At 33.7% G+C, this 14,542-nt stretch carries 13 protein-coding genes and 3 pseudogenes; 2 read left to right on the top strand and 14 right to left on the bottom strand.

Features of this window, described 5'->3' with window-relative positions; translation table 11 throughout:
* Positions 1-102: 102 nt before the first annotated feature.
* Positions 103-273: pseudogene (locus B5P40_RS22290) on the bottom strand (MFS transporter); the annotation flags it as partial.
* Positions 274-796: 523 nt separating this feature from the next.
* On the opposite strand from B5P40_RS22290, the gene B5P40_RS22280 reads away from it, so the two are divergent.
* Positions 797-1,426, top strand: a complete 630-nt coding sequence (locus B5P40_RS22280) for a hypothetical protein (RefSeq protein ID WP_113709893.1) — start codon at positions 797-799, stop codon at positions 1,424-1,426.
* Positions 1,427-2,097: 671 nt separating this feature from the next.
* Here B5P40_RS22280 and B5P40_RS22275 read toward each other — a convergent pair.
* The 11 genes and pseudogenes from B5P40_RS22275 to B5P40_RS22215 all read right to left on the bottom strand — a co-directional run bounded on the left by B5P40_RS22275 (position 2,098) and on the right by B5P40_RS22215 (position 12,597).
* The gene (locus B5P40_RS22275; RefSeq protein WP_113709892.1) at positions 2,098-2,727 is read right to left on the bottom strand and encodes a class I SAM-dependent methyltransferase; all 630 of its coding nucleotides are present in this window, start codon (positions 2,725-2,727) and stop codon (positions 2,098-2,100) included.
* Between the two features lie 129 nt (positions 2,728-2,856).
* Positions 2,857-3,852 carry a D-cysteate sulfo-lyase gene (gene cuyA, locus B5P40_RS22270; protein ID WP_003190388.1) on the bottom strand — a complete coding sequence of 332 codons (996 nt, stop codon included), beginning with the start codon at positions 3,850-3,852 and terminating at the stop codon, positions 2,857-2,859.
* Positions 3,839-4,102 (bottom strand): hypothetical protein, encoded by a 264-nt coding sequence (locus tag B5P40_RS22265; protein WP_113709891.1) that lies wholly within the window; start codon positions 4,100-4,102, stop codon positions 3,839-3,841. The genes cuyA and B5P40_RS22265 overlap by 14 nt, the downstream gene beginning before the upstream one ends.
* Before the next feature lie 21 nt (positions 4,103-4,123).
* Positions 4,124-5,356, bottom strand: coding sequence for a DUF4073 domain-containing protein (locus B5P40_RS22260; protein WP_113709890.1), 1,233 nt, complete (start codon positions 5,354-5,356; stop codon positions 4,124-4,126).
* A gap of 198 nt (positions 5,357-5,554) precedes the next feature.
* A pseudogene (locus B5P40_RS22255) lies at positions 5,555-7,095 on the bottom strand (serine hydrolase domain-containing protein).
* Positions 7,096-7,649: 554 nt separating this feature from the next.
* On the bottom strand, positions 7,650-7,943 hold the full coding sequence (locus B5P40_RS22245; protein WP_113710072.1) for a hypothetical protein: 294 nt from the start codon (positions 7,941-7,943) through the stop codon (positions 7,650-7,652).
* A 5-nt stretch (positions 7,944-7,948) separates the two neighbouring features.
* Complete coding sequence (locus tag B5P40_RS22240) at positions 7,949-8,149, bottom strand: helix-turn-helix transcriptional regulator (protein ID WP_000903048.1); 201 nt, start codon at positions 8,147-8,149, stop codon at positions 7,949-7,951.
* 399 nt (positions 8,150-8,548) lie between these two features.
* Positions 8,549-9,661, bottom strand: a complete 1,113-nt coding sequence (locus B5P40_RS22235) for an aminopeptidase (RefSeq protein WP_113709888.1) — start codon at positions 9,659-9,661, stop codon at positions 8,549-8,551.
* A 510-nt stretch (positions 9,662-10,171) separates the two neighbouring features.
* Positions 10,172-10,627: pseudogene (locus B5P40_RS22225) on the bottom strand (VOC family protein); the annotation flags it as partial.
* 536 nt (positions 10,628-11,163) lie between these two features.
* Complete coding sequence (locus B5P40_RS22220; protein WP_113709886.1) at positions 11,164-11,799, bottom strand: LysE family translocator; 636 nt, start codon at positions 11,797-11,799, stop codon at positions 11,164-11,166.
* Positions 11,800-12,015: 216 nt separating this feature from the next.
* Positions 12,016-12,597, bottom strand: coding sequence for a DJ-1/PfpI family protein (locus tag B5P40_RS22215; RefSeq protein ID WP_113709885.1), 582 nt, complete (start codon positions 12,595-12,597; stop codon positions 12,016-12,018).
* Between the two features lie 142 nt (positions 12,598-12,739).
* Between B5P40_RS22215 and B5P40_RS22210 the strand changes: the two genes are divergently transcribed.
* Complete coding sequence (locus B5P40_RS22210; RefSeq protein ID WP_000372086.1) at positions 12,740-13,177, top strand: Lrp/AsnC family transcriptional regulator; 438 nt, start codon at positions 12,740-12,742, stop codon at positions 13,175-13,177.
* 95 nt (positions 13,178-13,272) lie between these two features.
* Here B5P40_RS22210 and B5P40_RS33720 read toward each other — a convergent pair whose 3' ends face one another.
* Entirely contained in the window at positions 13,273-13,407 is a 135-nt protein-coding gene (locus B5P40_RS33720; protein ID WP_016127259.1) for a hypothetical protein, read from the bottom strand.
* A 68-nt stretch (positions 13,408-13,475) separates the two neighbouring features.
* Positions 13,476-14,396 (bottom strand): class I SAM-dependent methyltransferase, encoded by a 921-nt coding sequence (locus tag B5P40_RS22205; protein WP_113709884.1) that lies wholly within the window; start codon positions 14,394-14,396, stop codon positions 13,476-13,478.
* Between the last annotated feature and the right edge of the window lie 146 nt (positions 14,397-14,542).

Raw genomic sequence — 14,542 nt, 5'->3', positions numbered from 1 at the left:
ATAATTCTGTTATTAATGTTAATTTTTTTTTACATTTCAAAAAAAATAAACGATAATCCTTCTACATCTTAGATAGAAAGAATACCGTTTTTTCGTTTAGAGCCCTGTAGAAAGCCACTGGATCGTTGAATAATCTTTAATGTCTAAATCCTTCATTATTGATGGCAAGGCTACATTTAAAAGCGAGTTGTTTAGAAATGAAACAAATGCCCCAATAAAAAGGATTACAAGCATTAAATATGGTGGTTTTCTTTTATGTAATGTTTCACTCATATATTTATTTGCCCCTTCATTATAAATTTCATTGATTAGTTTAAATCGTTTGCATATCTGCACAAGAATACATTATCCTTGCAGTATTTTGCCAAACTCTTCGAATGGATATTCTCTTTTTAGCAATTCTACTTGCTCAACATAACATTTTAAAATCTTTTTTATTGATTAAACCTTTATAAACATTTAAATAAGATTTTGAATGAATATATAAACACGTTTGTTAACGGAAATTAAATTAGGCCTGAAATAAACAAAAGGAGCAACTGAAAATCCTCTTCTAAAATAAAGTGAAACTTTAATCAGTGGGACTTTTACAGGCAGTCCCCCCCAAACTTCTTTGCTTTCGCTGAATTTTGAGGCGGGGGTCTTACTGCCCACAAATAGCGGGATAAATCAACAAGACCACGCACCCATTCCTTTAAATACGGGCTTGTAGATCTAGTTATGTAACTATCCATAAAAAGGAATATTACATAGGCTAAGTCTAACATTACATTTTTAAAGTGAGGGGAATAAGCGTATGCACCAATATTGGTATTTGAATTCAAAGGGAAACGGGGAACAATATAATAACCAAATTTCAATGGCATCATTATATTCACAGCTCCAAATAACTAAAGCTGAGGGAATGAATGGTTTGAAGATTCCTGGGAATTGGAGTTATCGAGTCTATCCAGTTGGTTGGGATTCATCAGCCGATTATACGGGTTTCAATCCCCAGCCCTCCCCCTTCTCTTGGGGCCAGCCAAACAATTATGCGGGGATGATGCCCCAAGGACATCCTGCTAATTCGGCTCCATTATCAGGCCATGCAGGTTTCAATTTTCAAAAACCCCCCTTCCCTTGGGCTCAACCATTCAATCATACAGGGATGTTCGCACAAGGGCATCTTGCCGCTTTACTATCGCCGCCAGCCAAGGCTTTTAACTTTAGTACCAATAACTCGGGTGTTTTTGGAAACCCTCCAGGATGGGGAGGACAGGTAAATCCCATGGGATGGGGTGGTTCATGGCCCCCAATGGGATGGAGGAATAACGGAGGTAACTGTCAGGCAGGAATGCTTGGAAACTTACTTACAGTAGGAAAAGGCACCATGAATGGAATAGGAATGCTTAGTAGTCTAATCGGTATGGGGAAGTTCTTCTTTTAGTTAATTAGAACGGGAGGATAGGTCCATAGCCCAGACTTAAAAATCATTTCCTTTTCCATTGATTTAATCTTCTCAAACATGCCCCCTCAATGTATTTATTGTATGCTTCCAATACTCCCTCCAAGTTCGTTTCCTCGTCTTTCAAATTATAAAAACATCTGTTACCTTGTATCTGATAAGGGATAGTTGAAGGTGATTGCATCTGTTAGCTTAATAGAGATGTGGTCGCACCAACAAAACGCGAATTTCGTACGCTAAGATTCTTTCAACATAAAGATTGTTGATAACTTGTACGTGTCAGTAATACCATCTAGCTGTAGTGTACCGAAAAAAAGTGAAGCAAACAAAATATTAATCTCTTTCTCCCTATTTTAGAAAGAGTTGGAGTAGATTACGTAGCTCCTTTCGTATATTTCATGGTAACTTTTGCTGTTATAGCAATTATATTAGCGGTTATCTCATTTTGTAGTCGTACCGAAAAGAAAATTTTATCTATCATCGGTTTAACCTTTACGTTATTTAATGCAGCAATTATTTTATTTTTCCTTTGGTTCGGTTACCATTTCACATAAAATAAAAATTAGGCGAAGTAAGGGAAGTCCTTTGACTTCCCTTACTTCGCCTTTAAAAAATAATTAGTGAATATCTCACTATTTTTTACACAATTGTAATTATAGTGTTTTTTGACATTTGATCATTATAAATTTAAATGGAGGTTTACTTTCCATATTTTTATGCGGCTCCAAAATTTCCGTAGTTTCTATCCGTCCATATTTTCCAAAGTCTTGTTGTACCGAGTCAACATCATAAAAATACATTTTTACCCCTTCCATTATCTCGAAGTAGTCTTTACCAAGTTGTTTCCCCTTCCCAAACATTGGGGCATCTTTAGAAATAGTAGTAAAAATCATATATCCGTTTGGTTTTAACTGACTATAACAATCTTTAATAAACTTCTCTCTCTCATCCTTATTCAACAAATGAATAAGTGCATAAGAAAATATGCCATCATACAGTTTGTTATCAAAAGGCATATCCGTAACTGAACCATGGAATAAATTAGCATTAATTTCATTTTCCCTCGCCAATTCGATCGCTGTTTTTGAAATTTCAATACCTGTTACTTGTATTTCGTTATCAATAAAAACCTTTGCATTTCTTCCATATCCAATACCAGGAATCAATATATCCTTCACTTTCTTTTCAAGGAAAAAATCCTTCGTCAAAATTGCGGAATCTGCAGCTTCAAATCCCCACATCATTTGATTTTCTATAAAACTTGCTTCCCAAAATTCTGTCATACATCAATCTCCTTTATATATCGTTGTTTACCGTTGAATGTTGAAAAATCATCGCATATTCACGAAATTGTATCAAATTTCAACATTAATTCAAAACAAAAAGCATTGGATACCCAATGCTTTTTACACTTACGCAAATAGAGACGTATTCGCATATAAAGCTGGTGAACCACCTGAATGTACGAATAAAATGTTGTCTTCTTTATTAAATTTGCCTTTTCTAATTAAATCAATTAATCCTGCTACTGCTTTACCTGTATAAACTGGATCAAGTAAAATACCTTCTGTTTTCGCAAGTAATTGAACTGCTTCTACCATTTCTGGCGTCGGTAACGCGTATCCTGGTCCTACATATTCATCAAAGCATGTAACTGCCTCGCGTGAAATAGAGTTTGGGATACCAACGTGAGCTGAAGTTTCATCTACAAGTTTTGCTACTTTCTCTTCTTGCTCCGCTTTTCCTCTACTTACGTTAATTCCGATTACAGGAATTTTACTTTGTGTTCCGGAAAAACCAGTAATTAAACCAGCATGCATACCAGCGCTACCACTTACACAAACAACTGAACTGAAATCAATTCCTTGCTCAAATGACTGAGCCATAATTTCTTGCGCACAAGCAATATATCCCATTGCGCCAGTAGGGTTCGATCCACCAACTGGAATGACATATGGTGTATTTCCTTTTTTACTGACTTCTTTCGCTACTTTATGCATCTCTTCCATAAGGTCTGTTCCGTTTGGTACAACAATTACGTTTTCAGCACCTAATAAATGATATAAGAAATAGTTTCCGTTAAAGTCTGGCTTTTCTTCTGGCTCAAGCCCTTCCTCTAACACAAGAATACATTTCATTTTTTCTTTTACCGCAGCTGCAAGTGTTAGACGGCAATGGTTTGACTGAATACCACCAGCTGTAATTAACGTATCTGCACCCTTTTCCTGTGCATCCGCAACTAGAAACTCTAACTTTCTCGTCTTATTACCGCCAGCTGTTAAACCAAGTAAATCATCTCGTTTAAAATAAATAGTCGGCCCACCAAGTACTTCTGAAAAATTGTTTAACTTTTCAATTGGTGTATATGATTCTGTATATTTTTTTCTCGGAAATTTAGCTAAATTCATCAATAACGCTCCTTTTATACTCTTTCACAGTAAATGTAACCATACTATTATTACATGGAAAAATGATGAAGTCACCTTTCTGGATTAAAAATGTAGGGAATTTCGTTTCGGTGCATGAAATTGCATTAACGATTTTAACTTCAATACGGTACATGAAATTTATATCAGCGATTCTCAAATTATATCGACCGATACTTAAAATATATCGACTTGCCGATAAAAAACGACAAAATAAAAAGAGCCCACTCATTAAGAAGTAGGCCCTTACCAATCACTTATTTACCGAAAAACGAAGAAGCTGCGTTAATCCTGGCTCTAAATTCATTTCGCCTTTATGGCGTACGTATACAATTTTGTTCCCATCAAATTTTGGAGGATTCGCTTTATTGTACGTGTACCACTCATTCGTTCCTTCTACATTGTACTCCATATACTCTGTTGCACCAACGATTACGTTTTTACTATCATCAGCCGTTACATCTGGTGCCATTTGTGCAATTTTTGCATCACTAATTAATAAGTTCTTTATACCTTTATCACGTTTATAATCGTAAGCCGTTACGACAACATCGTTACCATATGCTTTCACTTGCAACCCTTGTTTAAAAGAAGATCCATCCGGCGCAGTCTTCTCGCCACCATTTGGTCCAGCCGACATCCAACCAGTTTCAATTCCGCCCGTATTTACAACCGTAAATCCTTTTTCATCTCCGCCTGTAATTTTCTTTTTACCAGCCCAATCTGGTAAGTTTAAATCCCAATGTGTATGACTCGTAAAGAAAACTACTTGCGGATAGTCTTTTAATATATCGTACAATTTATCAACGTTTAAATAATCTTGTAAATATGGATTTTGTCTTGATCCAGATACTGTATCAGGTAAAACGTGATGAGAGAAAATGAAAATCGGCTTATTTTTATCTTTTTGACTATACTCTTCTAAATTTTGTTTTAACCATCCTAATTGCTCATCACTCATATATACTTCATCCCACATTTTTGAATCGTGGTATTTCATATATTTTTCAGTTCCTAAAAATAAAAGCGGATAACCATCTAATTCTTTTTTATGATATACCTTATCTTGTCCGCTAAATTTTAAATATCGATTAAACAATGTCTCTTCCGTTACACCATTTGGCCATGTATTTTGAGAGAGTTTCCCATCAGCTGTCCATTTACCAGCGTAAAATTCATGATTCCCAACAGTTGACCATACATTTTCCGGATGCTTATTTTTGTTTAGCACGCGCTTTACATCATCATATTGTGACTGCTGTCCAGTTGGTGTTATATCCCCATTCATAATAAGCGCTCTAGAAAGTGGTGTCACTTTGTTCATATCTTTTAATACGTGATCAAAATCCCCTAAATCCCCTTGAATATCACTAATAACATTAAAAGTTGTAGCTGATTTTCGGACTTGCTCTTTTCCTTCCGCATGCACTGAAAACGTCGGCAATAGTGCCGCGATAACTGCTAACGAAGCAACTGTCTTTTTCACTCAAACTCTCCCCCCTAATAACAGAATGTAGAAACTGACATGTTCTGCTTTCTCTTAGGTGCTTGTCCAATTCATATTATAGGGAGCGATTGTAAAGGTAGATTGGGTAAAAAATTAAGTGTTTTTTAAGAGATTTTGTCTTTTCATTGCACTCCACAATTCGAAATTCGCGCCAATCCAGCTTTCTAGCCTTTAACATTACATAAATGTAAATTTTGATGTTAAATCTTTTAGTTTCATACGTTGTTTTTTATTACTTCTAACTTTCGGGAAAAATCCACTAATTAATAATGTTATAATCCATGCCATTATTAGAATAAAATTTATTGTATTACCGGAATTCAAACTAAAAACTCTCCACAAATAGGCAGCACAAAAAACGAGAATAGCAGTAATAATAAGTAAAAATACCCTAACCACTAATCTTATGTAAGGTTTCTTCTCGTGCTTAAAAATGAAAGTTCTTCTCCCTTTGTACAATCTAATCACAAATAGCAGCAAATATAAACCAAGTGTGGCTCCAATAACAATTGATGTAATAGAGTTGTTTTTTCTCTGCTCAGCTAGAGAGAAGTAACTTTCAGGTAATTTTCCAGTTTCATATTCCATCCATGCGTGGTAAATATCCTGTCGTAAGTCTATACCACCTTCACCATTTGTAAGGATTACCAATCCATCCTTTGTATTAGGAATGAAACCATAAAAAGAATGCCAGCCTCGATTGTCACCAGAATGATAAAGTAATTTCCATTGATTAGATAGTTTTTTTTCAAATATACCTAAACCATTCTCCCCTAATACTGGCTTTTGCATTTCCGTAACACGTTCACTTTTGATGACACCATTTCCTTTATTATTTGTATCCATACTTGCAAGTATCAATGTCATCATATCCGTAACATTTGTCTTGAGACCTGCAGCAGCCTGTTCGGTAAATTGGTAACTAGGGAGCTCCTCTCCAAAATATCCATAAGCTTTCGAAAGGTTATGATTTTCAGGGCGTTGTAAGAATGAACTAGATTTCATTCCTAAAGGTTTCATAATTTGTTCTTCCATATAACGATCAAAAGGTATTCCGGTAACCTCTTCAATTACAAGTTGTAAAATTGTATATCCGCCACCAGAGTAAATTGTTTCTGAACCTGGTTTATTGGTAACCTCCACTTGTTCATTAAGCCAACCTTTTCCAGACAGAGACTCCTCAATAGAATTAAGATTTTTCCCTGGTGCAACCCCAAGGTATCCTTTATGTGCAGACAGTCCTGCTGTATGACTTAATAATCTTCTTATCGTGACTTCATTATTATTAAACTCTGAATTAGGTAATTTCCATTTGGTCAGATATTTTCCAACGGGATCATCTAGTGATAAACGACCTTCATCTACAAGATGCAAGATTCCCCACACTGTAAGGCTTTTAGATATGGAACCAGCTTGAAACAAAGTATCATCACTCACCGCTTTTTTTGTCTTTTTATCTACATAACCGTAGTTAAGTGTATAAGCAATACGCCCCTCATGTACAATCCCTATTGCAACCCCTGGTACCCCATAATTCTCCTGCCATTTTGGGACCTGTTCATCCAGCTTTTTTTGAAATCCTCTATACTCCTATCAGTCAACGTGCCTGATTCTGCCCTCACCACATTTGTAAACCATGCTTCATTCGTAATGAATATACAAATCATTAAACATAAAATACTTTTGCATATTATCGATGCTTTTTTTCTATTCTTCATTTGCTCCACCCCTTTTTTCAGAATATTCTACTCATCAATCAGAGTATCCCATTCTAATATCCCGTTCTATCGATTTTTATTACTTAACCTTACAAAATTGTAATAAAAATCAATAAAACTAATTATTCAGGGGTTTTACTATCCTTTATCCGAGGGCAATGAATTTCATCAACAAGATAGACATGAAGTTATTTATTGTTTAAGTTAATGCCCCAAAAATACTAGTTTGGTGATCTAATAGCTATATTTCCACACTACAAAAATTTATAATAGAAAAGGTGAATTTTAGTTTTAATTAAAATTTGACCAAAGTATTGCTGCAAATATTTATTTTATAAAAAGAAGAAACCCACACATTTTGATTAAAATGTGTGGGTTTTATTTTGGATTCCTTAATTTTTTATGAAGAAGATTAATTATTTTATGTAGCCTACTTAAATAAACACAGCTATTAGTTTAACTATATTCCTTCATGTTTAAAATAGAAATTTCACTTTTTAAAGAAACATGTTGTTCAATTTCCTAACAGAACAAGATAAAATACTTAATACATATTAGTAATTTTTCCTGTTTCTATTGATAAATATAAAAATACTGCCTAACACACTTAATAAAAGCGCAAAATATAACAACAAATCAGGTAGAAATTTCAAAGGAATAATATCAATTAATTGTAAAACAATAATGGAAATGATACCTAAATATAGAATATTATACAAAACATTATTTGTTTTATATAGAATTTCTCTTCCTCTTTCGTCATTTGCTTCATCACTTGATTGAAATTTTATTACGTACATCTTACTTATCACTAATAAAACAAATAATAAAATTTTTAACAACAATATATGTATCACTCCTCTAGATAATCAAATACATCGGTTAACGGCTTTTCAAATGCATTTGCGATTTTAAAGGCAAGAATTAGAGAAGGGTTATATTTATTCTTTTCAAGAGTAGCGATAGTTTGACGACTAACTCCCACTCTTGTTGCCAGTTCTTCTTGAGTCCAACCTTTTTCTGCTCGACAAACTACAATTTTATTATGTAACAATAGTAACACCTCTTGAGATAATCGTAATTTATTTCTTGCAATTTGTAAAATATTTTTTATAAATTGTTTTTAAAATTAAAAATACGCATAAAAAAATACACAGAGATTTCTCCCCATGCCTACTAATCCTCTACTTCTTCACCGCATGTACATAATGCACTGTTTCAAAGGCTTCTAAATAAGTGCTAGTTCTATTCACATTATATGGAGGGATTGTAAAGATTGATGTAGTAAAAAATCAAGTGTTTTTCAAGAGATTTTGGCTTATTTCACTCAACAATTACCGAGCCGCGCCAATCTAGCTATCATTTACATTAAATAAATGTAACTTTATACAATGAATTTTTTAGTTTGTTATGGCGGGTTTTAATCTCCTTTACACAATTTCAATAAAGCACTTTACCTTTTTAAATTCTCTTCATTTAATCCGAACAACTCTTGTAAAATAAAACGCCCATCTTTTCTAATTAGTACATCATCGAACCAAACTTCACCCCCGCCATACTCCGGTCTTTGAATGTTTACTAAATCCCAATGTATCGCTGATTTATTCCCATTGTCTGCACCTTGTAACGAATCTCCAATTGCTAGATGAAAACTACCATTTATTTTTTCATCAAATAACGTATTATTCATCGGGTGTAATATATAAGGATTAAACGCTAGTGCAAATTCTCCAATATATCTTGCTCCCTCATCCGTATCAAGAATTCGATTCATTCGCTCTGTATCATTTGCATATGCATCTATTATTTTCCCCTGTTTCATATGTAACTTTATATTTTGAAACGCATAACCTTGTTGAACGGATACTGTGTTAAATGTTATTACTCCATTTACTGAATCTTTGACAGGTGCTGTATACACTTCACCATCAGGTATATTATCCGTTCCATCTCCTTTTAAAACGCCAATTCCTTCAATTGAAAACTTCAAATCCGTACCTTCTCCAATAATCCTAACTTGCTTTGTCTTTTCCATTAATTCTTTTAACGGATTCATTGCTTTCGACATTTTATTGTAATCTAACGTACATACATCATAATAAAATTTTTCATAGGCCTCAGTGCTCATATTCGCTTCTTGCGCAGAAGCTGCATTCGGAATTCGAGTTGTCACCCATCTCGTTTTATACACTGCTTCACTATGAGCTTTTCCAAATATCTTTTGATATAATTTCATTTTTTCTGATGGTATATCTGCTAATTCATATGCATTTCTAGGGCTACGGAGATTAATATATACTTGCATCTTACTTAAGCGATAACATTCCCAATCTGCAAATAACTTAAATTGTTCTTCAGATCCTGATAGAATTAATTGCCTTGTAACAGAAACATCGCGCATTGATACATGCGCATATCCCCCTGCTTTTTCCACAGACTTAATAATTTCACGAACTACTGCGGGATCAATTTCAGTAACACTTTGAATTAACACATGATCACCAGGCTGCACTTTAGTCGAATGATTGACTAGTACATCCGCTAATTTCGATAGTTCTCGCTTCATTAGACTCTTCACCCCTTTTCCATCCAAACAATAGATACACAATAAACAATTTAGAAATAAAATATATAAATTCCAAACACCCAGAATCACCGCTACACCAAAATAAAGAGTTCCTGGTAACAACCAAATACTACAAACAATCATAAAAGTTTTTTTCCTAGCAACTGCTGCAATTACTGCAAAAAAGAAGGAAGCAAAAACATGAAAAATACAGTGATATATAGTTCCTTATTAAGTGTTTGATTGCTGTAAGGGTTAAAATATAGAAAAACAATTGAAAGGGTAAAAATGCTTACAGCCGCCACTACCCCTATATAAACATTGAATTTTTTTTCATAATCCCCTACTTCCAATAGCAATTTTTTGTACTGAACGTATCTTTTGAGTTCAAAGGTTAGCTGAAACTTGTTGAAGAAAGTGTACCGCTGAACGGAGTACGACTAAGCCATACACATAAAGCAATTAATTCTTGTGCTTGATATTTACTTTTTCGTTGAACGAATCCTGTTTTTTAGCCAGGTGCTCCGCATCCCATTCACTTAAATAAGATGCATATTCTAATTCATCCGGATTATCTTGTAACATAGAAATAAACTCTAATTTATTCCCATCACAATCCAGAAAGTATACACTTGCAGCTGGCATCCACCTTTGGACAATTGGCTCTTGATTTTCTTTCCCTTGGCTTCCCACCACTTCTATTCCACGATTCTCTAACCATAATTTAGAAGTCTTTAGAAATTCTAAATCTACACCAAAAGCAAAGTGTTTCATCTCAAAATCCTCAATATTATGTACTTCCCATAGCCCAAGCATTTGCTTTTTACTTTCTCCTACCCAAAAGAAAGCCACTTTTCTTTTCGATAGTTTTCTTGCTAATGCTAACCCTAACTTATTTTGATAGAAATCTATCGCCTTTTCTAAATCTCTTACATGTAAATGTGTTTCATATATGTTCTGTATCATTCTGCTTATTCCTTTCTTTATTAGTTAAGTAGTTACTGTAATTCTAAATCTGAAGTATGTATAATCATTGTAATTTATCTCCATATCCAATATACCTATTTACTATTCTATCGAAATTGAAATATGATAAATCCAACTGAAGTAGTAAATTCAAATAAAAATTCTACTACTTTTGCAGGAGAAATTTCCAATACATTCAGATGAAATCATACTAAAATAATAAAAAAGCGCTATTCTTTTAGTAAGAATAGCGCTTTTTACTCTTGAATTTAGTTAATATTTTCAGCTAATAGATATGTGCAATTACCCCATCGCTATCAAGCTAAGTTCATACACCGTCAATTATAGTAGAGGTTGTTTCTTTTTCTAAAGGCTATATGTAAGGAATTTAACCCTCCCCTAGAAATCAAAGAATTCCTAAGGGGATACCTACGTAATATAACATATTTACAATTACGTTGCGTTTGGGTTTAAAATGCGTATCTTTTTCATTTACATTACAACCGCCATATTTAAGTTTATAAAAGTTATGCTTTTTAAATAAAAGTAATTACTTGTTTTATAAACTCGTAACCAAAATAACCACTAAATCCGAATAGTACTATTGCGGCAAATATAGATACCCATTTAATAAAGGTTGGATTTAGAAACTTTCTAGTAAAATGAACAAAGCTTAATAAGACCATATCATGCATAAAGATACCTAATAAAATACCTACAGCTATTAATATAAATGTTGATGTACTTGCATTACCTAATGAAGAAACTAGAACCGGCCCAAAGACCCCTATCCAAAAGACAATATTAGCCGGTGATATAGCAATCATAAAACCAGATAAATAAGCTGTTAATAAAGATTTATTAGGATCTTCTCCCTCTATGTTAACTTCTGACTTTGCTTCTTTAATACTTTCTATTCCAATAAACATTAAAAACCCAAAACCTAGTAACCACATAACTGCTTCTACCCACGGATTGGTTAATACACTAGAGAACCCTAGATAAATCAGAACTATTAAAGATAAATCTACAGTCATTCCTCCTATACCTACAAACCAACCATGTACGAAACCATTTCTCATTCCTTGTTTAGTCATTTGGACAGTCATAGCACCTGCAGGTATTGATAAAGATAAACCTAACAATATATATGTAAAGAGTGTTACAATCATAAAAATTCTCCTATTTTAATCAATTATTATTCTTTTTATTAAATTATGCATGAAAAGGGCACTTACCTTTGATCGATTCATTACCATCTGTTATTACATATTATTTCCATTCTCTTTTATCTGGAGCAATCACCCAATTAGATGACCACTCTTTTGGACCATGTTCGTTAAGATATTTTAAAATACTCCAGGTATCCCTTTGTTGAAGAGCAATGCCTAACACCCCATAAGATCCTTTACATGTTTAACGTTCTTTTTAGATGTTAGTTTTTCAAGTAATAAAAATGCAACATCAAAAGCTGTACCTGGATTTGAAGATGTAATAATGTTTCCATCTTGAACGATTAAATCATTTTGTACTATTGCACCGAAATTCTTTAACTGCTCTTTTCGTTTACTCGTTGGATGACTGTATGTGGTGGCTTTTTTATCTGTAAGAATCCCGCTTTTTCCAAGCGCTAATGATGCGACACATATACTGGCAATAGGCTTCTGCTTGGCATAAAAATGTTGAATAACATGTAAGAATTCTCTACTATATGCATCCCGATAAAAACCAGCTTCTTCAAAACCTCCTGGAATAGCTAATGCATCAAACTCATCTAATTGAATATCATCAACCGTTTTTTCGGGTATGACAGTAAAATTCCAAGTACAGGTTAATTTATTCCGAAGGCCAACTGTTACGACCTCAGTTGATCCATCTCCCTCCCATTTATTCCAACCTAGTACATCTGTAAATACACTAGCTTCTACTGCTTCAAATCCATCAGCTAATAATAATAAAACCTTTTTCATATCGTAAATCGCCTCCTGTTATCCTTATTTTATACAAATATATAAGGCTGATAAATGAGTTTAATAAGGATATTCGATTGTTTGGCTTTATTATATAAGGAATTTAGGTTATTCTATTTTATAAAAAAAGGTTGGATAATTTATGGATCAAATTGATAAAAAAATCGTGGGATTATTACAGTCAAATGCAAAAATTTCAATGAAGGATCTAGCAGAAGCCGTTCACTTATCTGCTCCGTCAGTAACTGAGCGAGTACGGAAGTTAGAGGAGCAAAAAATTATTGAAGGTTACCATGCACATGTTTCTCTAAAAAAAATAAACCGTCCAATTTCTGCACTTATATTGTTTAAATCAAAGGATTGTAAATCATTAGCTAACTTTTGCTATAATCATCCAGATGTACTTGAGTGTTACAGAGTAGCAGGGGAAATTAGCTATATTGTCAAATTAGCAACGTATTCTGTAGAAAGTTTAGAACAATTTATTGATGATACAATGCAATATGGTACACCATCAACGAATATCGTGTTATCTTCTTATGAAAAAAAAATAATTGCTCCCTTTATTAGTGAAGAATAAAAATACTGGCACAATCAATTAACTATTACTTACTCAATAATCCTTAATCCTTTAAAAATAGCCCTGATTTTTTGACTGTATAAAAATCAGGGTCTCTAATCATTTTTATCGTTTTTGGGTAACCCATTTTTATTAGCTGGGTAACGATGTGCACTTCCCCCTATATAAACATTTAAATTATTCTTCACAATCCCTCTACTTCCAATAGCAACATGCTTATTACTTCCCATCACTACACCTCATTTCCTTTTTTACAAAAAAAAAGACACAGAGATCCCTCCCCATGCCTACTAATTCTCTACTTCTTCACCGCATGTACATAATGCACCGTCTCAAAAGCTTCTAAATAATCGTTTCGTCCCTCAAAATATAATTTATTAATATCCTCTGGTGATAAGTGCTCATAAATGAGTAAGCCCACCTTCTCTAACAGTGCTTCCATTTCGATATAAGAAAAACACGATTTCATCGGCTCTCCGCCTATCTCAGCCATCTTTATCATATTTTCAACTCGATTGGATAATCCTTTTTCCGTAAATAAATTTTCATCAGGATAATCGAAAACGATAGAACTTCCTGCTGGAACTATCTCGAATAAATATTCTATTAAACTGGAAAGTTCCTCTTTCATTAAATAATACGTAACACCTAAAAGGCTAAAGAAAGTCTTTTTATTTTCAAATCCTTCATTTACTAATTTTTGCTCCGAGAAATCTTTAGTAAAATCCATTGAAACAAAATGAAGATTGCTTGGGATTTCAAGCCCTGCTTCTTTCACTCTTTGTATTTTAAACTCTTGCGTAGAAGGATGATCCACTTCAAATATTTCTATTTTATTTTCTAATTCTCGGTGTCTAAAACTAAACGTGTCTAAGCCTGCACCGAGTATGACGTATTGTTTTGCCCCTAAAGTAACTTCATGTAGTAATACTCGTTCACAATATGCCGCGCGTGCCAAAGGTGTTGGTGATAATTGAACTTGTGTAATCCATTTTAAAATTTCTTTCGGATTGTCTTGAAACTGCTGTGCAATGTCTTTATTGAAAAAATGTATTCCTTGAACCATGTTCGTTTCAATATCATTACGTTCTTTTTGTGAAATAAGATCTTTAGCTACATAATCATCAAAGATTTTAGAACTATCAAATTCACTATGATACGCCCTTCCGAAAGCTGATACTAACGATGTTACACTTGATTCACCTTGTTTCACGCACATACACTCCTTCATTTTCACAACAAAAATAGGGTCCCCCTGGCCAGGAGAACCCTATTATACACTTTATTTTTATATTGGTAAATTATAGCATAAATGAGTTTTTTTGTCAAGTTTTCAGCCTGCTAACACTCCGACACTTTGTATAT

The sequence above is a fragment of the Bacillus sp. SRB_8 genome (assembly GCF_003264205.1).
GTDB lineage: Bacteria > Bacillota > Bacilli > Bacillales > Bacillaceae_G > Bacillus_A > Bacillus_A mycoides.
The sequence above is the reverse complement of the archived record's forward strand: the minus strand, read 5'-3'. Positions and strand labels throughout refer to the sequence as shown.